Source organism: Phyllobacterium sp. 22552, from assembly GCF_052044585.1.
Taxonomy (GTDB): Bacteria; Pseudomonadota; Alphaproteobacteria; order Rhizobiales; family Rhizobiaceae; genus Phyllobacterium; species Phyllobacterium ifriqiyense.
Window position 1 is genome coordinate 496,612 of record NZ_JBQENG010000003.1, and the last position, 24,003, is coordinate 520,614.

General features: G+C 53.3%; 26 protein-coding genes. 14 read left to right on the forward strand and 12 right to left on the reverse strand.

Translation table 11 applies throughout. The annotated features are described in order from the left end of the window. Window positions 1-65: 65 nt before the first annotated feature. A complete protein-coding gene (xseA, locus tag ACTJI9_RS09585) occupies window positions 66-1,649 on the reverse strand; it encodes an exodeoxyribonuclease VII large subunit (RefSeq protein WP_440807551.1) in 1,584 nt (527 codons plus the stop codon). Between the two features lie 117 nt (window positions 1,650-1,766). Between xseA and ACTJI9_RS09590 the strand changes: the two genes are divergently transcribed. After that, window positions 1,767-2,357, forward strand: coding sequence for a DUF2585 domain-containing protein (locus ACTJI9_RS09590; protein WP_354342481.1), 591 nt, complete (start codon window positions 1,767-1,769; stop codon window positions 2,355-2,357). On the opposite strand, the gene ACTJI9_RS09595 is transcribed toward ACTJI9_RS09590, so the two are convergent. Further along, complete coding sequence (locus ACTJI9_RS09595) at window positions 2,358-3,314, reverse strand: LysR substrate-binding domain-containing protein (RefSeq protein ID WP_115055244.1); 957 nt, start codon at window positions 3,312-3,314, stop codon at window positions 2,358-2,360. Between the two features lie 201 nt (window positions 3,315-3,515). On the opposite strand from ACTJI9_RS09595, the gene ACTJI9_RS09600 reads away from it, so the two are divergent. Further along, window positions 3,516-3,797, forward strand: coding sequence for a DUF1127 domain-containing protein (locus ACTJI9_RS09600; RefSeq protein WP_307282911.1), 282 nt, complete (start codon window positions 3,516-3,518; stop codon window positions 3,795-3,797). Between the two features lie 123 nt (window positions 3,798-3,920). On the opposite strand, the gene ACTJI9_RS09605 is transcribed toward ACTJI9_RS09600, so the two are convergent. The 6 genes from ACTJI9_RS09605 to ACTJI9_RS09630 form a co-directional block, all read right to left on the reverse strand. Further along, window positions 3,921-4,892 carry a DUF937 domain-containing protein gene (locus ACTJI9_RS09605; RefSeq protein ID WP_440807555.1) on the reverse strand — a complete coding sequence of 324 codons (972 nt, stop codon included), beginning with the start codon at window positions 4,890-4,892 and terminating at the stop codon, window positions 3,921-3,923. A 76-nt stretch (window positions 4,893-4,968) separates the two neighbouring features. Continuing rightward, on the reverse strand, window positions 4,969-5,907 hold the full coding sequence (locus tag ACTJI9_RS09610; RefSeq protein ID WP_336440572.1) for a phosphoribosylaminoimidazolesuccinocarboxamide synthase: 939 nt from the start codon (window positions 5,905-5,907) through the stop codon (window positions 4,969-4,971). Window positions 5,908-5,989: 82 nt separating this feature from the next. Beyond that, window positions 5,990-6,733, reverse strand: coding sequence for an SDR family oxidoreductase (locus tag ACTJI9_RS09615; protein WP_440807558.1), 744 nt, complete (start codon window positions 6,731-6,733; stop codon window positions 5,990-5,992). A 17-nt stretch (window positions 6,734-6,750) separates the two neighbouring features. Beyond that, window positions 6,751-8,124 carry a glutamate--cysteine ligase gene (locus ACTJI9_RS09620; protein WP_115055239.1) on the reverse strand — a complete coding sequence of 458 codons (1,374 nt, stop codon included), beginning with the start codon at window positions 8,122-8,124 and terminating at the stop codon, window positions 6,751-6,753. Window positions 8,125-8,228: 104 nt separating this feature from the next. After that, the gene (locus ACTJI9_RS09625) at window positions 8,229-8,963 is read right to left on the reverse strand and encodes a 16S rRNA (uracil(1498)-N(3))-methyltransferase (protein WP_440807720.1); all 735 of its coding nucleotides are present in this window, start codon (window positions 8,961-8,963) and stop codon (window positions 8,229-8,231) included. A gap of 15 nt (window positions 8,964-8,978) precedes the next feature. Continuing rightward, window positions 8,979-9,416, reverse strand: a complete 438-nt coding sequence (locus ACTJI9_RS09630) for an AsnC family transcriptional regulator (RefSeq protein WP_115055237.1) — start codon at window positions 9,414-9,416, stop codon at window positions 8,979-8,981. A gap of 133 nt (window positions 9,417-9,549) precedes the next feature. Here ACTJI9_RS09630 and ACTJI9_RS09635 point away from each other — a divergent pair, with 133 nt between their 5' ends. Further along, window positions 9,550-10,449: a DMT family transporter gene (locus tag ACTJI9_RS09635; protein WP_440807560.1), complete on the forward strand. Its 900-nt coding sequence runs from the start codon at window positions 9,550-9,552 to the stop codon at window positions 10,447-10,449. A gap of 4 nt (window positions 10,450-10,453) precedes the next feature. On the opposite strand, the gene ACTJI9_RS09640 is transcribed toward ACTJI9_RS09635, so the two are convergent. Next, window positions 10,454-11,059: a hypothetical protein gene (locus ACTJI9_RS09640; RefSeq protein ID WP_440807722.1), complete on the reverse strand. Its 606-nt coding sequence runs from the start codon at window positions 11,057-11,059 to the stop codon at window positions 10,454-10,456. 67 nt (window positions 11,060-11,126) lie between these two features. Here ACTJI9_RS09640 and ACTJI9_RS09645 point away from each other — a divergent pair, with 67 nt between their 5' ends. Continuing rightward, window positions 11,127-11,828: a type 1 glutamine amidotransferase gene (locus ACTJI9_RS09645; RefSeq protein ID WP_115055235.1), complete on the forward strand. Its 702-nt coding sequence runs from the start codon at window positions 11,127-11,129 to the stop codon at window positions 11,826-11,828. 175 nt (window positions 11,829-12,003) lie between these two features. Next, the gene (locus ACTJI9_RS09650) at window positions 12,004-12,147 is read left to right on the forward strand and encodes a hypothetical protein (RefSeq protein WP_336440565.1); all 144 of its coding nucleotides are present in this window, start codon (window positions 12,004-12,006) and stop codon (window positions 12,145-12,147) included. A gap of 6 nt (window positions 12,148-12,153) precedes the next feature. On the opposite strand, the gene ACTJI9_RS09655 is transcribed toward ACTJI9_RS09650, so the two are convergent. Then, a complete protein-coding gene (locus ACTJI9_RS09655; protein WP_354342472.1) occupies window positions 12,154-12,891 on the reverse strand; it encodes a metallophosphoesterase family protein in 738 nt (245 codons plus the stop codon). A 158-nt stretch (window positions 12,892-13,049) separates the two neighbouring features. Here ACTJI9_RS09655 and ACTJI9_RS09660 point away from each other — a divergent pair, with 158 nt between their 5' ends. From ACTJI9_RS09660 to glcF, 3 genes are read left to right on the forward strand one after another with little or no spacing between them, the layout of a single operon-like run. Beyond that, window positions 13,050-14,546, forward strand: a complete 1,497-nt coding sequence (locus tag ACTJI9_RS09660) for an FAD-linked oxidase C-terminal domain-containing protein (protein WP_440807564.1) — start codon at window positions 13,050-13,052, stop codon at window positions 14,544-14,546. A 2-nt stretch (window positions 14,547-14,548) separates the two neighbouring features. Then, complete coding sequence (gene glcE / locus ACTJI9_RS09665) at window positions 14,549-15,760, forward strand: glycolate oxidase subunit GlcE (protein ID WP_440807566.1); 1,212 nt, start codon at window positions 14,549-14,551, stop codon at window positions 15,758-15,760. Between the two features lies 1 nt (window position 15,761). Then, window positions 15,762-17,093: a glycolate oxidase subunit GlcF gene (glcF, locus tag ACTJI9_RS09670; RefSeq protein WP_440807568.1), complete on the forward strand. Its 1,332-nt coding sequence runs from the start codon at window positions 15,762-15,764 to the stop codon at window positions 17,091-17,093. A gap of 71 nt (window positions 17,094-17,164) precedes the next feature. On the opposite strand, the gene ACTJI9_RS09675 is transcribed toward glcF, so the two are convergent. Then, window positions 17,165-17,953, reverse strand: a complete 789-nt coding sequence (locus ACTJI9_RS09675) for a L,D-transpeptidase (protein WP_115055230.1) — start codon at window positions 17,951-17,953, stop codon at window positions 17,165-17,167. Between the two features lie 190 nt (window positions 17,954-18,143). Here ACTJI9_RS09675 and ACTJI9_RS09680 point away from each other — a divergent pair, with 190 nt between their 5' ends. From ACTJI9_RS09680 to msrA, 6 genes are all read left to right on the forward strand, one after another. After that, window positions 18,144-18,791, forward strand: a complete 648-nt coding sequence (locus tag ACTJI9_RS09680) for a DNA-3-methyladenine glycosylase I (RefSeq protein ID WP_307282953.1) — start codon at window positions 18,144-18,146, stop codon at window positions 18,789-18,791. 87 nt (window positions 18,792-18,878) lie between these two features. After that, window positions 18,879-20,393 carry a histidine--tRNA ligase gene (gene hisS / locus ACTJI9_RS09685; RefSeq protein WP_440807572.1) on the forward strand — a complete coding sequence of 505 codons (1,515 nt, stop codon included), beginning with the start codon at window positions 18,879-18,881 and terminating at the stop codon, window positions 20,391-20,393. Between the two features lie 6 nt (window positions 20,394-20,399). Continuing rightward, window positions 20,400-21,530, forward strand: a complete 1,131-nt coding sequence (locus ACTJI9_RS09690) for an ATP phosphoribosyltransferase regulatory subunit (RefSeq protein ID WP_440807574.1) — start codon at window positions 20,400-20,402, stop codon at window positions 21,528-21,530. Then, entirely contained in the window at window positions 21,527-22,219 is a 693-nt protein-coding gene (hisG, locus tag ACTJI9_RS09695; protein ID WP_307282961.1) for an ATP phosphoribosyltransferase, read from the forward strand. Before ACTJI9_RS09690 ends, hisG begins: the two co-directional genes overlap by 4 nt. 119 nt (window positions 22,220-22,338) lie before the next feature. Beyond that, window positions 22,339-22,833, forward strand: coding sequence for a peptide-methionine (R)-S-oxide reductase MsrB (msrB, locus tag ACTJI9_RS09700; protein ID WP_115055225.1), 495 nt, complete (start codon window positions 22,339-22,341; stop codon window positions 22,831-22,833). Window positions 22,834-22,854: 21 nt separating this feature from the next. Next, complete coding sequence (msrA, locus tag ACTJI9_RS09705) at window positions 22,855-23,541, forward strand: peptide-methionine (S)-S-oxide reductase MsrA (protein WP_370878802.1); 687 nt, start codon at window positions 22,855-22,857, stop codon at window positions 23,539-23,541. 59 nt (window positions 23,542-23,600) lie between these two features. On the opposite strand, the gene ACTJI9_RS09710 is transcribed toward msrA, so the two are convergent. Then, window positions 23,601-23,996, reverse strand: a complete 396-nt coding sequence (locus tag ACTJI9_RS09710) for a DoxX family protein (protein ID WP_115055223.1) — start codon at window positions 23,994-23,996, stop codon at window positions 23,601-23,603. Between the last annotated feature and the right edge of the window lie 7 nt (window positions 23,997-24,003).

A 24,003-nucleotide genomic window follows, 5' to 3' on the forward strand; every position in this document is an offset into this window, starting at 1 on the left:
TGGCTGATTTTTGCTGAAAAATTTCCATCATGGCGAGTAAAATAGTTGTGGCGACGCGAGTAGAGCTAAAAAAGTGATCCCTGCGAACCGCCCGGAACAGGTGTTTTCTTGATGGCTGCGGGCTTCTCGATTTTTGGCTGTGCGGGCTTTGCAGCGCCGTCTTTTGCCAATGCCTGAATGTCTCCATCCTGAAACCGGAGCGTCAAATCATCGCCAGCAGCGATACCCGAGGCGCGCTTGATCGGCGTTCCGGAAGGATCGAGAACGATGGCAAAACCACGCTCCAAAATGCTCGTGTGGGACAAGCCGTTCAGCAGCCGCCATTGTTCGTCCCTGCGGCGTTTGGCGCGGTCAAGCAGGAGCTTTACAGCTTGGATCTGGCGTCGGTCGAGCTGCTGCAAATGCTGCCTGCCGCGCTCCGCCAGACGTGCTGTCTGTTCAATCGACAGTCTTACCGAACGCCGTTCAAAATAGGCTCTTCGGTCACGAATAAGAATTGCAAGACCACGCGGCAGGCGAGCAGATAACACGCTGATTTCACGTCGCTTTTCCCGAAAGCGCTGTTCGAGAAGGCGCGGTGATAATTGCCGCGCGGCACCATCGAACTCTCCGCGTTTCTTCTGCGTATTGGCTTGCAACGCACGGCCTAAGCGCGCCGCGGTTTCGTCGAAATGCCGTCTTGGCAATGCCAGTAACTGGTCTGCCGAGGGCAGGGCTCTCGCCAAGGCTCTTTGAGCCTGCCGCCGCCGGTCGAGATAGCGCGACATGCCTGAGGAAAGCCTTGCGCCAAGCGTTGCAAGATGGGCAACCAGGTCGGCTTTTACAGGCACTGCCATCTCTGCGGCCCCAGTGGGTGTCGGGGCGCGAACATCGGCGGCCAGGTCAATCAATGTCCAATCGGTCTCATGACCAACAGCGGAAATGACAGGTATATGCGAGGCAGCGACGGCTCTCACCACCACCTCATCATTGAAGCCCCAAAGGTCTTCAAGGCTTCCTCCTCCGCGCGCCACGATCAGGACGTCCGGCTGCGGGAAAACAGCGCTATTGGCTAAGCTATTGAAACCATTGACAGCATTGGCAACCTCATTGCCGGAAGTCTCACCTTGTACGCGCACCGGCCAGACCAGAACGTGCAGCGGAAAGCGGTCTGTTATGCGGTGAATAATATCGCGAATGACTGCACCTGTAGGTGACGTCACGACGCCGATAATCCGTGGCATATAAGGCAAAAGCTGCTTGGCGGTACTGTCGAAAAGTCCTTCTGCACCAAGCTTGCGTTTCCGCTCTTCAAGAAGCGCCATCAGAGCCCCGGCACCGGCTGGCTCCATTTGTTCGATGACAATCTGATATTTTGAAGAACCGGGGTAAGTGGTCAATTTGCCGGTAGCGATCACTTCCATGCCTTCTTCAGGCTGAAAGCGCATACGGCTCATGGAGCCGCGCCAAACAACAGCTTCAATACGCGCCTTGTCATCCTTCAGGGAAAAATAGGCATGCCCCGAAGAATGCGGTCCCCGATAACCGGAAATCTCACCCCGAACCCGAACATGGCCGAATGTATCCTCGACGGTACGCTTCAACGCCCCCGAAATTTCAGACACGGTATATTCGGCAACATTGGATGTGGTTTCGAGTTTTTCAGTCATATTCCATTCCTATCGGGACGATGGCGGAAATCAACCTTCCATAATCTCCGATTGCATTCTCAGCGGCAGACGAATAACGCCTATGGGAGAATGTATAGGGGAAAGAGGGAACACCATATGCCTGCAGTTGCATATATACAGAAAAAAAGCCCGAATTTGCGTTACTATTTGCTGTTGGGTGCGCTCATGATTGCGGGTGCTGCGGTGATTTTGCTGCTCATGGGCCGCAATCCGATATGCACTTGTGGGACTGTAAAATTATGGGTCAGTGACACAAACTCTTCGGACAATTCGCAGCATATCGCCGATTGGTATACGCTTTCCCATATCATTCACGGCTTTCTGTTTTACGGGATTCTCTGGCTTGCAGCCCGCAAAAGGCCAGTCGGTCAGCGTCTTCTCGGAGCCATTTTCATAGAGGCAGCCTGGGAAATATTTGAAAATACCGAGATGGTCATAAGCCGCTATCGCGAAGCGACCATTGCGCTTGGCTATGTTGGTGACAGCGTGCTGAACTCCGTCAGCGATATTCTGTTTATGGTGCTCGGCTTTTTCTTTGCCGCGCGTGCGCCAATCTGGCTGACAATCGTTCTGGCAATCATATTTGAGTTGCTGGCTGGGTGGGTTATCCGCGACAACCTCACCCTTAATATTGTCATGTTGCTCTATCCGCTTGATGCAATCAAAGCCTGGCAGGGCGGATTATAATTACCAACCCGGGACAAGTTCGGTCGAGCGGACTTGTCTCATGCGCTGATTGACCGGCACTGGAACTGCCGCTTGTGTCATGCTGACCGGCGTTGGCATGGACAGATTATCAAGACTTTCAACAATGTGCTGCACCAACGCATCAACAATGGCGGAGGGCTTCGTGTGACCGCGCATGATGCCGATTCCAAACTCTGGAAGACGGCCAAATCCATCAGCCTCCGTTAGAACCCGCATACCCGGTCGCAACGCACATTCCGGTAGAATTGACACGGCAAGCCCGGCGAGAACAGCCGCGGCAAGAACTGTTGCGGACCAGCTGGTAAAGAGAATGCGATAGTCGTGATGCATCGAGTCGAGCACATCGACAGCTGCTGCGCGCCATATGCAGGTGGGTCGACCCACTGCCAGCGGCAGAACCACCTCCTCATGCACATTATGATTTGCGGACGTCACCCATAGGAGCTGTTCGCTACGCACGACCTCAGAGCGGCGCTGTTCGTCGCATTGAGTAACCAGCGCAATATCCAACTGGCCCTTGCGGATCATCTCATCAAGATTGACCGTTGGCTCACAGACAACGGATAGTTCGACACGCGGATTCGAGCGCGAGAAACGCGCCATGATTTCGGGCAGAAAACGATCTGCATAGTCGTCTGGAGTGCCGATGCGGATATGACCCTGCAACTGCGTATCATCAAAAGCTGCAATGGTTTCATTGTTTAGCTGCAGCATGCGCCGTGCATATGCAAGAAGCCGCTCGCCATCCTCGGTCAGACGGTTCGTGCGGCCATCGCGTTCGAAAAGCGCCTTCGAAACACGTTCTTCCAAGCGCCTCATCTGCATCGATACAGCCGATTGAGTCTTGTTGACCTTATCGGCTGCCTTGGTGAAGCTTCCCAAGTCGGCTATGGCTGTGAATGTCTGCAACTGGTCGAGATCAAGCGGTGCGCTCATGACAGGTTCCCAAGGCTGTTGACTCATCATTATTATTGAACGTTTACATTAAAAACATTCGTTTGAATAATCAATCCTTCTGTATCATTCTAAAGATGTTCAGGAAACGCTGGTGTCTAACGGACATTGAGCGTGCTGCGCGGAAAATGGTTTTTCGCGTGATTTAACTTCTGATCGCTGCCGTTCAAAGGAGTACGGGCGATGACAACAACAACGAGAATGACTGAAGTAACTGGTTTCACCGGCACGATCGCATCGCTTGCGTCGCTGGCTGTCAGCTTTGTCAACCGAATGATTGTTGCCCGCCGGAACCGTAAAACGATTTTGAGTCTTGGCGAATGGAACGATTCAATGCTGCATGACATTGGTGTCACGCGTGCGGATCTCCATTCCGCCATTGGAACATCGCTGCTGGATGATCCGAGCGAAAGGCTGGGAGCGCTTGCAGACGTGCGCTCACGCGTTCGTAGTGCAACCAGATAGTATGATTTGACTGTTTAGCAGGCGCCCATTCACGCCGGAATCCCCTCCCGGCGCTCCGCCTGCCTCCTGCCCGGCCCATTTTGCATATGCAATTTGGCCGGGCTTTTTCTTATCGCGCCTGACCTATTTGTGGCGGTCCATTCCCCGCATATATTGGTCGAAAATGGATTCCATGCCCTTCTGATATTGCTCGTTGGTCTTACGGCCCGTATCGAACATCTGGCCTAAAATATCTTTCAAAGGATTATCGGAAGGACGCGCAGACGCAGTTTCCGGCTCTGGCGCGGGTTCTGGCTGCGGAGTCGATCGCTTTTGCGTCGCGCCACCAAGCATTTCTTCAAAGATTTTGCCGAAAGGATTATCGCCAAAGGGATTTTGGCCTGCGCCCGGCTGCTGTTGGTTTTGCTGTGAGGTTTTTGGAGCTGCACTGCCAGGAATTCCCCCACGCATCATTTCCTCAAAGATCTTTCCGAGCGGGTTATTACCGGTGGTACCACCTTGCCCTTGTGGTTGCTGCGTTGCGCCCCCCAGCATTCCTTCGAGAATCTGCCCCCAAGGATTGGCGCTGGGTGCATTTTGTTGCGTGCTGGCAGTCTGGCCTCCGCCCCCTTGCCGCATCATCTGCTCGATCAGATCGCCGATTACATTTCCGCCGCCAAGACCGGAGGCGGCAAATTGGCCCGTAGACTTCTTATAGAGCCCGCCCATCAGCATGGAAGCGATAACGGGAAGCATCTCCTTTAGCGTCGTAGTCGCTAGGCCGGTCGTGGCAGCGGCATGGTCAGCTACAGCCCGTGACAAATCCTTGGAGCCAAACAAATGGCCCAGAATATTATTGCCGTCAGCTATACCAGACGAATTGAATGCCGCAGAAGGATCATCAAAATAATTGGCGTGCTGACCCGATGAAAGTGCCTGCACGAAAGCGCCCATGCCCATGGGATCGGCAGTGTTGCGCTGCAGCCCTTGCGAAAATGCGGGCATCAACGCTTCGATAGCGGCAAGCGTTTGCTGTTGGGAAAGATTGAATTGCCGGGAAAGCGCTTCAATATTTTTCCCCCCATCACCCTTTAGAAACATGTCCACGAGATTCATAACGCTGTCCTCCCTCACACTTGGTGTTGAGGAAGACTACCGCCGTAATAATGCGAACATCAACTGATTTGTGAGTCTAGAAAAAGCGCTTCAGATTTTCCCTGATGCGTTGCAATGGATCTGTTGCAGCATCACCGGCTTCAAATTTACGGTCAGTGATTTTCTCATAGGCCTGAATATAGACCTTGGTCGTCGCATCAATGACGTCTTCAGGAATTTCCGGAATATCATCCTTGTATGGATCGCAACGCTCAACGACCCAATTTCGCACGAAATCCTTGTCAAAACTGACAGGGCGCTTGCCCGCTTCGTAGCTATCGGCAAACCAGTAACGGCTGGAATCGGGCGTATGGATTTCATCGGCAAGAACGATATTTCCTGCTTCATCCGTACCGAATTCATATTTGGTGTCGGCAAGGATCAGACCCCGGCTTGTCGCAATTTCCTGGCCGCGTGCAAAGAGCTTCAAAGCGTAGGATGAGATTGTCTCCCATTGTTCTTTGGTCAGCAGCTTTTGCTCGATTATATCTTCAGCAGTCAAAGGCTCGTCGTGACCGCCATCAAATGCTTTGGAAGTTGGCGTGATGATTGGCTCCGGCAGCTTTTCATTGTCCAGCATGCCGTCCGGAAGGGTGAAGCCGTACATTTCACGTCGGCCGGACTTGTATAGTGTCAGGATTGACGTGCCCGTTGTTCCGGCGAGATAGCCACGCACAATGATTTCGACCGGCAAGATAGTAAGCTTGCGGCAGAGCAAAACATTTGGGTCGGGATATTCAATAACGTGGTTGGGACAAATATCCTGCGTTTGCTCAAACTGGAAACGCGCCGTTTGCGTCAAAACCTGCCCTTTGAGCGGTATCGAGGCCAATATACGGTCAAACGCACTGATGCGATCCGTAGCGATAATGATGCGCGTGCCATCCGCAAGATCGTAATTCTCGCGAACTTTGCCTTTATAGTAATTTGGAAGCTCGGGGATAAAGGCTTCGGACAGCGCTTTGTGTTTTGCCATGGTTCGTCAATCCGCGTGAATGAGATTGCTCCGCATAACACATATAGCGCGCAACGGGAGTCCTAATTGTCGATATGAACGTTTAACGTCCACCCGTCACGTCGAGCAATGCGCCCGTGACATAGGATGATGCATCGCTTAGTAGCCAGACGATCGATTCCCCAACTTCCTCTGCGGTTCCAGCCCTGCCGAGTGGGGCTGTGGCTCCAAGCCGTTGCGCACGGTCGGGTTGCCCTCCACTGGCGTGAAGGTCGGTCTCGATCAATCCCGGACGCACTGCATTGACGCGAATATTTTCAGAGCCAGCCTCTTTTGCAAGACCAAGTGTCAGGCTGTCCATTGCGCCTTTTGATCCGGCATAATCCACATATTCGAAAGGGCCACCGATGCGGGCCGCTGCCGAAGATAAAAGCACTATGGAGCCACCATTGCCGCCGCGCGACGGTGCGAGATAGCGTACAGCCTCGCGGGCACACAAATAGGCTCCAAATACATTCACGTCGAAGACACGCCGCATGCGGTCGCTGTCCATATCCATGAGTTTGGAAGCCGGAGCCACGATACCCGCATTGACCACAACGCCATCAAGTCTGCCGAGCTGCTTGGTCTGCTCGAACATTGAAATGACATCAGCCTCAACGGCTACGTCTCCCTGAATGGCTAATGCCTTGCCGCCAGCTGCGATGACGGCCTCCACCACTTCGTCAGCAGCAGCTTTGTTGCTTGCGTAGTTTACGCCAACGGACCAGCCCTTTTGACCAGCGAGAATTGCGGCTGAACGACCAATACCGCGGCTCCCGCCTGTGATCAGAATTGTCTTTGCCATCGGGCTTTTTCCTCTGCTCAGTAGGCATATTCCAGAAATGCGGGTTCGACGGAACTGCCCCAAACTGTGTTGTACTGGGATAACATCTGTTCGGCTGATGTTGTACCACGCGCAACGACTTCTTCCAGCGAAGAGAGATAGTGCGTCTCGTCGAAACCTTCACTATTGAGCATCGCTCTGTTTCGAAGGCCAAGCTTCGAAATAGCCAGCACGTCGCGCGCTATTTCGTGGACGGAACGATTGCGTAATTTGGCCTGAAGGCCCTTGGCGGGAACCTCATCGCGCAATGCCTGAACTTCTTCGTAGCTCCAGTCACGCGTCATGGCTTCCGCTGCATTGAGAGCCTCGGCATCATAGAGCAAACCTACCCAGAACGCGGGCAGGGCGCAGATACGCCGCCATGGTCCACCATCTGCGCCGCGCATTTCGAGGAAGCGTTTCAGCCGAACCTCGGGAAAAAGCGTTGAAAGATGATTGGCCCAATCACCCATATTGGGCGTGCTTTCCGGTATCGAATCCTTAAGCGCACCATTCATGAATTGCCGGAACGTCACATGGGTACAGTCGTGATAGCGCCCGTGACGCATGACAAAATACATCGGGACATCCAGCGCCCATTCAACATAGTCGGCAAAGCCGAAATTTTCGTTGAAGATGAAGGGCAGGACGCCCGAGCGATTATTATCGGTATCCCGCCATATCTCCGAACGCCACGAAAGCAGGCCATTTGGCTTGCCTTCCGTGAAAGGCGACATGGCGAACAGTGCGGTAGCGATGGATTGCAGTTTGACCGAAACCTGCATCTTGCGCCGCATATCGGTTTCTGATGAGAAGTCCAGATTTACCTGGATAGTACAGGTGCGGTACATCATGTTCAGTCCATCCTTGCCAACCTTTGGCATATAATTGGACATGATATTGTACCGGGATTTGGGCATGCGCGGTGTTTCGGCAAGCGTCCATTTCGGGCTGCCGCCAAGACCCAGAAAACGAATGCCGAGTGGTTCGGCAATCTCGCGGACTTGAGCCAGGTGAGCGTTGGATTCGCGGCAAGTCTGATGGATGGAAAGAAGCGGTGCGCCGGAAAGCTCGAACTGCCCGCCCGGTTCAAGCGAAATTGCCCCTTGTCCTGTTGGCTCAACCAGGCCGATAATATTACCTTCGTCAATGATCGGTTCCCAGCCGAGTTTAGACTGCATGCCTTCCAAAATCGCGCGAATGCCGCGTGGCCCGTCATAGGGAACCGGGCTGTTATGCTCGGTGTAGAAGGGGAATTTCTCGTGTTCCGTCCCGATCCGCCAGGCAGATTCCGGCTTTGATCCTTCCGCGAGATGCGCAGCCAATTCTTCTGTATTGGCGATCCGTGTTTCGTCTGTCGTGTCCCGCGCCATGACTGGTGTTTCCATTATTGAAATATTGTTGGGCGTGATTGGCCATTTTTTGCATGAGAGCGCAAGCAAATTTCATTGATAGATCGATCAACAGAAATTGCTTCTCACCAATCTCCGATTGTCGCCTGAATCAGGGCGAGTGCAGCTACCGCCGCAGTGTCTGCCCGCAAGATGCGCTGACCAAGCGGAATTGCCGTTACAAAAGGCAAGGTGCGTAATCTCTGCCGCTCTTGATCGGAGAAGCCGCCCTCTGGTCCAATGATCACGCCAAGAGGTGTTTTAGGCAATGATTCCAACAGAGGTAGGGGATTATGTGTGTCGTGTCCCTCGTCGCAGAAGATCAACCGCCGCGCGGGGTCCCATTCATCGAGCAATCTTTCCAGTTTCAAAGGTTCGCGCACTGCAGGTATCGCCAAAACTCCACATTGTTCAGCTGCTTCAATTGCATTTGCTTCAATGCGCTCAATGCCGATACGCGCCACTTGCGTATGTTGGGTTATCACTGGTTGCAGAATGCCGGCACCCATTTCAACGGCCTTCTGCACCAGATAATCGAGCCGCCCCTGCTTCAGTGGAGCGAAACAGTAGATCAAATCAGGGATTGCGGGCTGTTCACGGGTCAATTCTACGGGCTCAAAATACAGCTTTTTCTTGCTCTCGAACCGCAAGACGGCACGCCATTCCCCGTCGCGGCCGTTGAAGATAAGAATCTCATCGCCATCCGTCATCCGCAGAACATTGACTAGATAGTTGACTGCTTCCGGTGCAGCATCAGCCTTGCTTCCCGTTCTCAAGTCCGCAGCAACAAAAAGCCGTTGCATCTTATAGTTTGCGCGCATCATTGGCTCCGGGCGTCAGGCGAGGGGTGGCAAGCGGCGTTTTACCGGCGAGGATTTGACAATTGCAGTGTTTGTTTCAGCCTTTTCGGCCAAGCGGTCAAGGATGCTGTCCAATTGCTGCATTGTTCGGAACTGTAATTTGCCGATAAAGCAATCATCACCCGTGACCTTATCGCATTCGGTAATTTCCGGTGTTTCCTGGATCAGCTTTTCCACGATGTGGATCATGCCGGGGAGCGGCCGTACCCGCACAATTGCAGTCAGATTATAGCCTAATGTCTGTGGGTCAATATCGACAGTGAAGGCGCGGATGACCTTCCTTTCTTCCAGTCGTCGCAGTCGTTCTGAAACGCTCGGCGATGATAGACCCACTTTTTGGCTGAGCTCTTTCAAAGAGATACGCGCGTCGTCAACCAGAATTTCGATAATGGTCCTGTCGAGTTCATCAAGCATGTTTCTTCCGTAAGGCTCTTAGCTAAAATAGCCTTCATTAAAAAGGTTGAACGCCAATATTCCTGTCTCAAAATCATATCAAATCTCGAAGCCGCCGCATAGTCTGTTCCTTAACAGCTAAGGAGAACAGGCAATGGAAAGAGATATCGTCAGAGGCAGTTTGGAAATGACTGCAGCAATGGTCATTTCCGGTACGATTGGCTGGTTCGTATTGATGTCAGGTCAACCTGTTTTCTCCGTGGTGTTCTGGCGCTGCGCCATAGGCGCGTTGACATTGCTGCTTATTTGCAGCGCTTTGGGTTTGCTTCGCCCTAATGTGATCTCGTTGAAAATTCTGGGATTGGCCATGATAGGCGGTGTCGCAATTGTGCTTAATTGGGTTCTGCTGTTTGCTGCCTACCCGCGCGCATCCATCGCAATCGCCACCACAGTTTATAATGTACAGCCGTTCATGCTCGTCGGTTTGGGAGCCTTAATGTTCAAGGAAAAGCTCACAGTTACAAAGCTGGCGTGGCTGGCACTCGCATTTGCGGGCATGTTGTTGATCGTGCAGGCGAAGCCAGGCGGAATCTATAGCGGATCTGACTACATGGCCGGTATTGCTTTGGCGCTCGGCGCGGCATTTCTCTATGCCATAGCAGCGATCGTCGCCAAACGGTTGAGAGGCACCCCGCCGCATTTGATAGCGCTGATCCAAGTGAGCGTCGGCATTGTGATGCTCGCGCCCCTTGCCGATTTTACTACTCTGCCACAAAGTACGGGCGAGTGGGCGAGCATCATAACCATAGGCATCGTGCATACTGGGCTGATGTATATCCTGCTCTACAGCGCTATACAAAGACTACCCACTCACATTACTGGCTCGCTATCCTTCATTTATCCGGTGGCCGCCATTCTGGTTGATTATTTTGCCTTCGGTCATGCCTTGCAGGCAAGTCAGCTACTAGGCTCAGCGATAATTCTGATTGCCGCCGCCGGAACAAGTCTGGGCTGGAGCTTTCGCAGGCTGGTGATTGTCAATGCAAAAATTTGAAGTCTTATCTCGCAAGTGGTGTGAAGCCTGCTCTGAGAGCCCGAACTGTGGAAGGCGGTGTGAGCAAGCTTGCCTTGGATAATTCGATTTCAGCCGATGAATAGCCTTCCCAAGACCAGAGCAGGGTCTCGCCCTTTCTGACCAGAAAAGCATTGGCTCCGCTGGCCAGCATGGTTCCATCGGGCAGGTCGCGAACTGCGCTTTTGAGTGGGTGGTGTCTTTTGCGGCCCTTTTGATCAAGCCTTTCGCCGTGGAGTATTGCATCCATCTGTGGCGCAGATGGCAGCTCGGTTGCGTTTCCATCAGCCCAGGCCGCTTGAAACTCTTTGGCTCTTTGCCGCTGGCAGTAGAAGCAGGGGCGATGCCCCGCGCTAAGAGCGGTAGCTTCATCGAGAAAGAACAGCTCAGTCCAGCTTCGGCGCGCCATCACATCGCGCCGTACATTCTTGAACTGGCAAACGCAGATGATCCAGGCGCGCGATGACCATCGCCTTTTTAAGAGCGTTTTCGTAGCGGGGTCATGGATAATGCCGCGGTTTCCCATCAGCGAGCCGCGTTGTGTTACAGCAATAATGTCGCCAAAGGGTGTGACACGATTTTGCAGGGGCATCTTGCGGCTTCCGGTCATTGAGTCCTCATGCTATCCGGGAACATAGTCAATACACATCAGGGTCGCCATGCACGTTCTTGTCGTTCAGAATTATCACAATACCGGACTTGGACAGGTTGGCACCGCGTTAAATGAGGCCAATGCCTCGATTGACCTTCGCAGCGCCTATCTTGGCGAAGCTTTGCCGATCAGCCATGACGATCATGACGCGATTGTCGTCCTTGGCGGTGATCAAAATGCCCTGGCTGACGAAGAATATCCCTATCTCCCGCAACTCGCTGATCTCATCAAAAAATTTGGCGATGCGGACAAGGCGGTTCTTGGCATATGTCTTGGTAGCCAATTGGTGGCGCGGGGCTATGGCGCTACCAACATTCTTGGCCGTCCAGCGGAATTTGGCTGGCACGACGTGATCTGCACGGCTGAGGCTGCGTCGGATCCGGTGCTCTCCGCCGTCGAAGAGCGGTTTCCGATCTTTCATTGGCACAGCGATACTTTTACGCTGCCGGAGCAGGCAACACATCTCGCCCTAAGCCAGATGACAACCAATCAAGCCTTCCGGATTGGTCGGGCAGTCTACGGTATCCAATTTCACTTTGAGGCTGACACGCGCCTTGTCGACGAATGGAAACACGTGTTCCATGACCAGATAGTTGAAAGTTATCCGGATTGGCTTGCTAATTATGCCGGTAACGTTGCGAAGGATGGTGCTGCTGCAGACGCAGCAGGGCTCGCTCTGGCTCGTGCGTGGGTAGCGCTGATCCGATAGCGGGCATCCGGCTTTAGTTGCAGCTATGCAACATGTGTATCCTGAATCGCTTCAACGCTGCTCAAATATGTGGAACGTGTCTTCAATTCACTAGTTGGTAACGAGTGTGTCCTTTAGTGGGCACACGCACAACTGGCATCAAGCCAGAACAAAGCTAGCAATGGAAACGCCTAAGATGACCACCAAAAGTGCCGCCCTTTTGACCGCCTTTATGCTGTCAGCTATTTTGTTCATGGGCGTTGGTTTGTTTTCCGTTGATGCTGGCGGGCATCCGGTATCGAGCGATGGATACGGGATCAGCACGTCGTTTCGCCGATAGCCTCGATTATACGGTCGCCTCAAGAAACGTCTTGTTCGGCCCATCGATCATAATTGCGCTAAGCCGTCCGCTGGCATAAGCACCAGTATCTAAATTAATTCGATTTGGCCTGATTTCGACCTCGGTCGCTGGCGTATGCCCGTGGATGATGATTTTGGAATGAGGCCGTTGATCATCCAAAAATTCGGACCTGATCCAGATCAAATCTTCCTGACTCTGTCGTTCAAGCGCAATGCCGGGGCGAATACCGGCGTGGCAGAAGAAAAAATCTCCAAAGATCATTGATCGGGGTAGCCGTCTGATAAAATCCACGTGGCTGTTCGGCACAGCGCGCTTCAATGCTTCATGACCTGATGCGACCGACAGTTCATTGTTGAAATCAATATTCACACCATAGGACAACCCCGTCTGGCGACCGCCGCAGCGAGCAAAAACACCGTAAGCGTCGCCAGTATTGAGAAAATCAACAAAACCAACTTCGTGATTACCGGCCAGGGCAAGTATTCGATGATTTTTGCGTTGTCCATTGATCAGGAAATCGATGACGCCGCAGGAGTGTAGTCCCCGATCAACATAATCGCCAAGATGCACAACCACCCAATCAAAGGGCGGTGACTTTTCATTCTCCATGTAGATACGTCGATGCATCTCTTGCAAAAGATCAAGCCTGCCATGCACGTCGCCTATGGCATAGATGCGCAATTTATCGGGACCCCGGGCATGTTTGAAATCGACTGTTTTCATGATCCGTCATTGAAAGCTGTTTCGAAATCAAATCTTGGCACGGTTTGATGCTTTGACAAATATGAATGTCTGAATTGACCACTGGAACAGCATGACGCAGTCTAAGCGGATCATTGGGATGTTATAGCTCTTTCAGAAGACTGTGACTGGGAGGAACAATGCCGGGACTTGTTATGCCAAAGGCTGACGAAGCAACCATGTCGCGTCGTGCAGCTATTGTTGCAGCCCTGCAGGCAATTGTTCCGGGCGAAGGCGTCGTTGATGCCACGAACGAAATGCGCGTATTCGAATCGGATGCGCTGACTGCTTATCACCAGTTGCCCCTTGTTGTGGTACTTCCCCAGACCGTGGCGCAGGTCTCGCTCATTCTCAAATATTGCTATGAAAACAATGTGAAGGTTGTTCCGCGCGGCTCTGGCACATCATTGTCTGGTGGGGCTTTACCCCTAGAAGATGCGGTGCTTCTGGTCATGACCCGCTTCAACCGCATTCTTGAGATTGATTACCCCAACAGAACCGCTGTTGTGCAGCCGGGCGTCACCAACCTGGGAATAACCAAGGCAGTAGAACATGAAGGTTTTTATTATGCGCCTGATCCTTCTTCGCAAATTGCCTGTTCGATTGGAGGCAATGTTGCAGAAAATTCCGGCGGCGTTCACTGTCTGAAATACGGGCTGACAGCAAACAATGTTCTGGGTCTGGAGATGGTGCTGATAACCGGGGAAGTCATTCGGCTTGGCGGTAAGCATCTCGATAGCGAAGGCTATGACTTCTTGGGACTCATGACCGGTTCGGAGGGTTTGCTCGGGGTTGTCACTGAAGTTACCGTTCGCATTTTGCAAAAGCCAACGACAGCACGTGCGCTTATGGTAGGCTTTCCTACAAGCGAGCAGGCCGGGCAATGCGTGGCAGAAATTATTGCAGCGGGGATAATTCCAGGTGGTATGGAAATGATGGATCGGCCGGCGATCCACGCAGCCGAAGATTTCGTTCATGCGGGCTACCCTCTTGACGTTGAAGCATTGCTCATTATCGAATTGGACGGGCCGGCCGTCGAGGTTGACCACCTCATCACTATGGTTGAAGCCATCGGGCGCAAGAATGGCGCGACGACTTGCGTCATATCGCAGAGCGAAGAGGAGCGCATGGCATTTTGGGCAGGGCGCAAGGCTGCCTTCCCGGCGGTTGGTCGTATTTCGCCCGATTACCTGTGCATGGATGGCACAATCCCGCGAAAAGAGCTGCCGAAAGTCCTTGCCGGGATGCGCGAGCTTTCCGAGAAATATGGCTTGCGCGTTGCCAATGTTTTCCATGCAGGCGATGGCAATCTCCACCCGCTCATCCTTTATGACGCCAATATCCCGGACGAATTGCACAAGGCAGAAAGCTTTGGTGCGGATATATTGCGGCTTTGCGTGAAAGTCGGGGGCGTATTGACCGGCGAACATGGAGTCGGTGTCGAGAAGCGTGACCTCATGCCGGAAATGTTTAACGAAATCGATCTCAATCAACAGATCCGCGTCAAGTGCGCTTTCGATGAACGGCACTTGTTAAATCCCGGCAAAGTCTTTCCGCAGCTGCATCGTTGTGCGGAGCTTGGCCGGATGCATGTGCATCGAGGTCAGGTGCCATTTCCAGATATACCGAGATTCTGAACTTGAGCACATTCAATCCCCATTCTGAAGATGAGATTGTTGAGATCGTGCAATGGGCGCTGTCTGAACAAGCCCCGATTGAGATCATCGGTCAGGGCTCCAAGCGCGAACTCGGACGTCCTTTGCAAACGGAACACACGATCGCCTTATCAACCTATTCGGGCGTGACACTCTACGAGCCCGACGAGCTCGTGCTGGCGGCAAAGGCCGGAACACCGGTGGCTGAACTGGAAGCACTGCTTGCTGCCAGCGGTCAGGTATTTCAGTTTGAGCCAATGGATTATGGGCCATTGCTTGGTAAAGCTGCGGGGCAGGGCAGTCTTGGCGGCCTGCTTGCGACAAATCTTTGCGGCCCCCGCCGCCTTAAGGCGGGCTCAGCGCGCGATCACGTCTTGGGTGTGCGGGTTGTCTCTGGGCGAGGCGAATTGTTCAAGTCAGGTGGCCGTGTCGTCAAAAACGTGACGGGTTATGATCTTTCGAAAGGCATGGCACATTCGTGGGGAACCTTGGGTGTTGCAACAGAAATCACATTTAAAGTTCTGCCCAAGCCCGAAGCTGAGACCACTCTGGTACTGCGCGGATTAGCCGACGATGAAGCCGCCCGGGCGATGGCGATTGCAATGGGTTCAAGTGGAGAGGTGGCTTCCGCGGCGCATCTACCCGGCAATGTCGCCAGCCGTGTGATTGGCGGTACCCTTCAAGGTGAAGCCTCGACTTTGCTTCGTCTTGAAGGTTTTGCGCCTTCCGTCGCCGATCGCGCGGAAATGCTAAAAAAACTATTGGCGTCAGCGGGAACGGTTGACACGTTGAGCGAAGATATATCCCGAAACCTGTGGCGCGAAATCCGCGATGTCATACCATTCGCGGATGGAACGGAGCATCCGGTCTGGCGGGTGTCGATGGCGCCGATGGAGGCTTACAAACTGGTTGCCTCTCTTCGCATGGGCGCGGCGGTCGACGCGTTTTATGACTGGCAGGGCGGCTTGATCTGGCTGCGGATGGAAGGCGATCCGGAGGCAGAGGCTGTCCGTGCGCTTGTTGCAAAGTATGGCGGAGGTCACGCAACATTGGTGCGTGCTTCAGTGGCTCTGCGTGCCGCATTGCCCGTATTCGAACCGCAACCCGCGCCCTTGGCAGCCCTGTCGAAAAGGTTGAAACAACAGTTTGACCCCAGCGGCATATTTAATCCCGGTCGCATGGTTGCAGGAGTGTAGGATGCAAACCAACTTTACTCCCGAGCAATTGCTTGATCCCGGTGTCGCAGAGTCGGAAAAGATACTGCGCAAATGTGTGCATTGCGGATTTTGTACCGCGACCTGTCCTACCTATGTCACGCTTGGCAATGAACTCGATAGCCCGCGTGGGCGCATTTACCTGATCAAGGACATGCTTGAAAATGGGAGGGCGGCGGATGAGCAGATCGTCAAGCACGTGGACAGGTGTCTGTCCTGTCTTGCCTGCATGACAACCTGTCCTTCCGGTGTAAATTATATGCACTTGGTGGACAATGCCCGGGCGCATATCGAGAAAACCTATAAACGGCCATTCATCAATCGTCTGACGCGCGCCCTGCTTGCGCTGGTTCTGCCTTATCCGTCGCGTTTCCGCCTTGCAGTGACGGCAGCCAGATTTGGCAGGCCGTTGATCCCTCTGTTCAAATCTGCTGCGGCTTTGAAGCCCATGGCTGCAATGCTGGAACTTGCACCCAAATCGCTTGCTGCAAAATCGTCCTATGCAGAAGCGGGTACGCACAAGGCGAAAACAGCAAAAAGGGGACGAGTCGCCATTTTAACCGGCTGCGCGCAGCCAGTCCTTGCCCCCGAAATTAACGAGGCAACGATCCGGCTGCTGACCCGGCTTGGCATTGAGGTAACTGTACCAAAAGGCGAGGGCTGTTGTGGCGCGCTCGTGCACCATATGGGACGCGAGGAAGCTGCCTTGGAAAATGCTCGCCGGAATGTCGATATATGGACGCGCGAGCTTGAGAATGGTGGCCTTGATGCGATCGTCATCACGGCTTCAGGCTGCGGGACGACGATCAAGGATTATGGTTATATGCTGCGACTTGACGCTGCCTATAAAGAGAAAGCCGCACGCATCTCTGCCTTGGCAAAAGATGTTACCGAGTATCTGACAATGCTGGATTTACCAGAGGCTGCGTATCAAACGGGGGTCACAGTCGCCTATCACTCAGCCTGTTCCATGCAGCATGGCCAAAAAATTACCCGTCAGCCTAAGGATTTGCTGAAGGCCGCCGGTTTTATTGTCAAGGAACCCGCTGAAGGTCATCTCTGTTGCGGTTCGGCTGGCACCTATAACATCATGCAGCCCGAAATCGCCCGCACGCTTCGGAACCGCAAGGTCAAGAATATAGAGGCCACCGGAGCCAGCTTGATTGCAACGGGCAATATAGGTTGCATTACCCAGATTGCGAGTGGAACCAGATTGCCGATTGTCCATACGGTAGAGTTGCTGGATTGGGCTTATGGCGGTCCGCAACCTTCATGCGTCCCGCAAGCCAAGCCTGTGCTTAACATTGCTGAATAAAGGGCAGCGACGCATTCAAAAATGCGCCGCTGCCTTTTCCGGCACCACCCCTGATGCCGGCCCCCGTAACCTTATCTGACGATAACTTTTGTACCAACATTCACCCGCTCATAGAGATCGGTGACGTCTTCGTTGCGCATGCGAATACAGCCGCTCGACACGGACTGACCGATCGTCCATGGCGCATTTGTCCCGTGAATACGGTAAAGCGTGGATCCTAGATAGAGCGCTCGGGCGCCAAGAGGATTTTCAACGCCACCCTCCATATGCGCAGGTAGAATACGGCCCTTGCGTTTCTCACGTTTGATCATCTCGGCTGGCGGGTACCAAGACGGCCATTCTGCTTTGCGACTTATCGTGTTCGTACCGGACCAGCCAAAGCCTTCTTTGCCAACGCCGACGCCGTATCGCTGCGCCGTTCCACCGGCTTCGACCAGGTAGAGAAAACGTTGCGCCGTATCGATGACAATTGTTCCGGGTTGCTCAGGACCATCATAAGCTACGCTCTGCGGCAGGAACTTCGCGTCCATTTCCCGTTTTTTTGGTTTAGCATCAGTTGATGGAGCGGTGGGGCGCTGAAACGAAACTTCGCGCACAGCAGGATTGGAGCTAAGGCTTTTACGCGCTGCTCGGCGTTCGCGTTGCTTGGCACGCGGGCTGGGCTGCTCGTCAAAGACAACATATCCGCGCGGATTGACTGGTGTGCCGACAGGTCGCTGGCGTAGTTGCATAACCCATGGAGCCGATAAGTCAGGACTCATGACCACAGGCGGGCGGGTAGCATAACGTTCGCTGGCAAATGCGCCGGAGGCGATGGTAAGGCCAATGCAGGATAGCAAAAGCAGGCGCGCAGACTTCATGGAACTCAGTCTCGTAATATAACTCTGCTGACAGGTTTTGTCAGGTTTCGGATTGAGTTTGCCAGTGGCAGGGTAGAAAAAAGTGAACGAGAATCGATAAAGCGCAATTTTGGGCGGAAACCATTTGGTATGGTTACCGAAGCGTGTTGCAAGCTGGTTAATCGCCGGTAAAAAGTAAAGAGGACTGGTTATGACTGAAGATGTTCCCGTGAAGACCGGCCTGATAAAAGGTGATGACGGCGCTACGCGCTGTTTCTGGCCTGGTGCTTTGCCTGAATATATTCGCTACCACGACAATGAATGGGGCAGGCCGGTAACGGACGACACGCGACTGTTTGAAAAAATATGCCTCGAAGGTTTTCAATCCGGGCTTTCATGGCTGACAATTCTGCGCAAGCGCGCGAATTTTCGCGAAGCTTTTGATGGTTTCGACTATCACAAGATCGCCCGGTATACCGATAAGGATGTCGAACGGCTGCTTGGTAATGCTGGCATTATCCGCCATCGCGGCAAGATAAATTCTGCTATCAACAATGCCAATCGCGCTATCGAACTGGTTAAAGAAACCGGCTCGCTTGCCGCCTATTTCTGGTCGTTTGAGCCGCCCGCAGACGAGCGCCCCAAGATTGTCGATTATGCAACCCTCGTGGCCAATCCCACATCACCGACGTCAACGCGTCTTTCCAAGGATTTGAAGAAGCGCGGCTGGAGTTTCGTGGGGCCAACAACAATGTATGCGCATATGCAGGCGATGGGTCTCGTGAATGATCATATCGAGGGCTGCAAATGTCGTCAGGAAATTGAAACCATCCGTGCAAGTTTCAAAAGGCCCAAATAACGTTCAATCCTTGCCCTTGGGAGCCTGATAAGCTAGAGCAAACCCGCTTCGGCAATCAGCTTCATCTCAGGATATCGGATCATCATCATGGCAACCAAGGCAGACAGGGTAAAAGCGCGGCTGCCGCGCGGTTTCGTGGACCGGACACCGGATGATTTGCGCGCCGCCGAAAAAATGATGGCGGAAATCCGCAAAGTCTATGAGCTTTATGGTTTTGAGCCAGTTGAAACGCCATTGATTGAATATACCGATGCGCTTGGAAAATTCCTTCCTGATCAGGATCGCCCGAATGAAGGCGTGTTCTCGTTTCAGGACGATGATGAGCAATGGCTTTCGCTGCGCTATGATTTGACCGCGCCGTTGGCGCGCTATGTCGCCGAAAATTACGAAAGCATCCCGAAGCCATATCGCAGCTACCGGGCTGGATGGGTATTCCGTAACGAAAAGCCAGGCCCCGGCCGCTTCCGTCAGTTCATGCAGTTCGATGCGGATACGGTGGGTGCGCCCAATGTCTCGGCCGATGCCGAGATGTGCATGATGATGGCTGACGTCATGGAGGCGCTCGGCATTCAGCGCGGCGACTACGTAATCCGGGTCAATAATCGCAAGGTTCTTGATGGGGTGCTTGAGGCGATTGGGCTCGGCGGCGATGAGAATGCAGGCAGACGCCTGACTGTGCTGCGCGCCATCGACAAGCTTGATAAGTTCGGTGTCGAGGGCGTTCGTGAGTTGCTTGGAAAAGGCCGCAAAGACGAAAGCGGCGATTTCACCAAAGGTGCAAACCTGGATGAGGCCGCTATCAAGCAGGTTCTTGATTTCACTGCGGCAGGCGCTGCGACGGGCAGTGCTACTATTGCCAATCTGGAAAAAGTTGTCACCGGCAATGATAAAGGCGCAGAGGGCGTCGCTGAACTGGGTACAATAGAAGCGCTTTGTTCTGCCGCTGGTTATGATGGCCGCGTCAAGATTGATCCATCCGTCGTGCGGGGTCTTGAATATTATACCGGCCCCGTTTTCGAAGCGGAGCTTCTTGCTGAAATTCCAAACGAAGATGGCCAGATTGTCCGTTTTGGCTCGGTGGGAGGCGGCGGACGCTATGATGGACTTGTTTCGCGTTTTCGCTCTGAACCCGTGCCGGCAACAGGTATTTCTATCGGTGTTTCCCGCCTGATGACCGCGCTCAAAAATCTCGGAAAGCTCGATATGTCCGACAATATCGGACCTGTTGTCGTGATGGTCATGGACCGCGATACGGAAAGCCTTGGCCGCTACCAGAAAATGGTATCCGATCTGCGGCAGGCCGGGATCCGTGCCGAAATGTATCTTGGTGGCTCAGGCATGAAGCCGCAGATGAAATATGCGGACCGTCGCGGCGCTCCCTGCGTCATCATTCAGGGTTCGCAGGAACGTGATCTTGGCGAGGTGCAGATCAAGGATTTGATCGAAGGTGCACGTTTATCGGCCGAAATCGAGGATAATATTACCTGGCGGGAAAGCCGCCCTGCACAGATCACGGCAAAGGAAGGCGATATTATCGCGGAGGTGCGTAAGATTCTCGATGCGCAGGCCCAAGATCGCGTCAACGCAGTAAAGGCCTCGTAAGCTCGAATGGTTGCTTCCCGTGCTCCTTTATTTAGCGATAGACTTGCCGCGTTGATCGCGAGCAGGGAAGCGGAACTTGTCGATATTCCTGTCATCCAGCCTGCGGACCAGTTTCTGGATATGGCTGGTGAAGATTTGCGCCGAAGGATTTTCCTCACGGAGAATGAAACAGGCCAAAGCCTGTGTCTGCGCCCTGAATTTACAATCCCGGTCTGTCGCAATCATATCGAACTCAATGCTGCGACGCCAAAACGGTATGCTTATCTAGGCGAGGTATTCCGCCAGCGGCGCGATGGTGGCAATGAGTTCTTCCAAGCGGGTATTGAAGATTTGGGCGATGCCAATCGCGCCCGAGCCGATGCACGCTCTCTAGCGGACGCTCTGGCTTCTATAAGGCTCGTTGCGCCCGATGCCCAGCTGGAAACCTTGCTTGGAGACCAAGCGATCTTTGAAGCGGTTCTGGCAGCTCTCGGCCTGCCACGCGGCTGGCAAAAAAAGCTTGTCCGGGCTTTCGGCAATCCTGATCAGCTCAAGGGCTTGTTGAAGGATTTGTCATCCGACAGACAAAATGGCGATCTGCCGGTCCATCTTGCAGCGCTGGTTGCCAAAGGTGACGAGGCCGCGCTCGCCGCCGAATTGGAAAAGGATATGGAGTCGGCTGGCATTTCTCCAGGGGCCGGTCGTACACCTGTTGAAATTGCTCGCCGTCTCATCGAAAAAGTGGCCCTTGCTTCCGTGCGCTTGCAGCCCAAGGCGATTTCGGCACTTCAGGATTTTCTGGCGATCCGCATTCCTTTGCAATCAGCAGCGGGGCATCTGTTGCGATATGCGCGCGCAAATGAATTCGATTTGGGTCCAGCTTTGGAACAATTCGAGGCGCGTTCTGTATCGATCGTGGAAGCGGGTATCGGAGATGAAACCATTATCTACGACGCTTCGTTTGGGCGTCCGCTCGATTATTATACGGGTCTGGTCTACGAAACCCGTGCAGTGAGCAATGCCGAACTTGGTGCTATCGTTGGCGGCGGCCGTTATGATCGGCTGCTGACGATGCTTGGTGCTGTCGGTTCGATCCCGGGTGTGGGCTTTTCCATCTGGCTTGACCGTCTCGAGCAGATAGCTGGAGATGCCAAATGACCATCACATTAGCACTTCCATCAAAGGGGCGGCTTAAGGAGCAGGCTCTTGAAGTACTCAGGAAAGCCGGTTTGGAAGTCCTCCTTCCGAGTGATCAGCGTAACTACAGGGCGCAGGTAGCGGGCGAGGGCCAAATTGACATTCTTTTCCTTTCTGCTTCCGAGATTGCCCGTGAACTGGGATATGGCAGCGTCGATCTTGGTGTAACCGGCGAAGACCTCATTCGTGAAACCCTGTCTTCCGCCGATGATCGGGTGCAAATCGAGGCACGGCTTGGCTTTGGCCATGCGGATGTGATCGTCGCTGTGCCAGAGGTTTGGTACGACGTATCTACCATGGCGGACCTTGATGACGTTGCTGCCGATTTCCGTCAGCGCCACGGTCGTCGTTTGCGTATTGCAACAAAATATTGGCGGTTAACCCAGCAATTTTTCTCACAGATGCACGGTATCCAGGTTTATCGCATCGTTGAGAGCCTTGGCGCAACCGAAGGTGCTCCTGCCTCCGGGTCGGCAGATATCATCGTCGATATTACATCGACAGGGTCTACGCTGCGTGCCAATCAGCTCAAAATTCTGGAAGATGGCGTCATCCTGAAGTCGCAGGCATGTTTGATTTCTTCGCGTGCGGCAGCAGACGCCAAGGCTGTATCAGAACTATCGCAGCGCATAAAGGCAGCGCTCGGTTAGCTGTAAATCCATCAACTCTCTGTGATCCGTCCGGTTGAACGTAACCTTTTGGGTTCTTCCTTCGTATTTCCCTGCATGAAGCCGAAATAATTCGGTATCATCATGCAGGGAGCTTATCCATGATGACACGTCGAACCCTGTTCGGAGGCGCTGTGGCCACATTTGGTGCAGTTGTTGCCGCGCGCTTTGCGACCATGCCCAAGGCTCACGCTACGGGTACATTCGAAATTGAACACACGGATGCTGAATGGAAGAAACTTCTGACGCCGGAGCAGTATGATGTGCTGCGTCAGGAAGGCACGGAAGCGCCCTTCACCAGCCCGTTAAATCATGAAAAACGTAAAGGCATATTTGCCTGCGCTGGCTGTGATCAGCAGCTTTTTGAATCCGAAAAGAAGTTTGACAGTGGTACTGGCTGGCCCAGCTTCTGGCAGCCGATAAAAGGTGCGGTGATCGAGAAATCCGACAACTCGTTCGGCATGGTGCGTACGGCGGTGGAGTGTCATCGCTGCGGTGGCCATCTAGGGCATGTCTTCGACGATGGTCCGCAACCCACCGGTCTTCGCTACTGCATGAACGGTGTTGCCATGAAATTCATGCCCGCTGCTGCCTAAGCTATTTCGAAGGAAAAACAAATGAAACTTCGTTACTTGTTACTTGCAACCACCTTGCTATTTGCCCCAGCTATGGCATTCGCGGAAAGCGTCACGATGGTGCCTCCGCCAGCGATGGATCAGTCAATAGCGGCCGGAACTGAAAAAATCGTGCTTGCCGGCGGATGTTTTTGGGGCGTTCAGGGTGTTTACCAGCACATGAAGGGCGTCACAAACGCTGTGTCAGGTTATTCGGGTGGAGAAAAGGGCACTGCGAATTATGATCTTGTGAGTGGCGGCGATACCGGCCATGCGGAAGCGGTTGAGGTCACGTTTGATCCAAAGACCGTCAGCCTGGGCAAGATTTTACAGGTCTATTTTTCTGTCGCTCACAACCCAACCGAACTGAACCGGCAAGGACCAGATACGGGCACGCAATATCGCTCTGCAGTGTTCACGACCAGTGTAGATCAAGAAAAAGTGGTGAAGGCCTATATAGACCAGCTCGACAAAGCCAAGGTCTATTCAGATCCGATAGTGACCAAGGTCGAGCCTCTCAAGGCTTTTTACACGGCAGAAGCCTATCATCAGGATTATGCGACCATTAATCCGACGCAGCCCTATATCGTTTACAATGATCTGCCCAAGATCAAAAACTTGAGCAAGCTCTTTCCGCAGGAATATCGGGAAAAGCCGGTGCTTGTGAGTGAAGTCCAGCCTACCAATTGACGCAACAATAAAAATAAAGGCCGCGTGAAGCGGCCTTTATAAGCGAATGATATTTTCGTTTAACCGCGCTTTGCGTCGATTGAAAGTGCACCAGCTCCATAAGCAGCCAGGACAAAGAAACCACCAGCTACGCCCAGGTTTTTCTGAAAGAACATGAATTGGGTCATGCCGGCATCGCCAGCCCAGTTTAGATGAGCAGTCGCCGTGGCGGCCAAAGTGAAGAGGCCAAGCAAGAGAGCCGCAATACGGGTCTGGAAGCCAACGAGAACTGCAATGCCCCCGAAGAATTCAAGCAGACCGACAAGAACCGCAACAACTGTTGGCGCTGGCAAACCCATGCCGCCAAAATAGGCAGCAGTACCGCCGATAGCTGTTAGCTTGCCCCAGCCAGCCATGATAAACATGACCGAAAGCAGAATGCGACCGATCAGAACCAGAATGCCATTGTTAGACATAGATTTT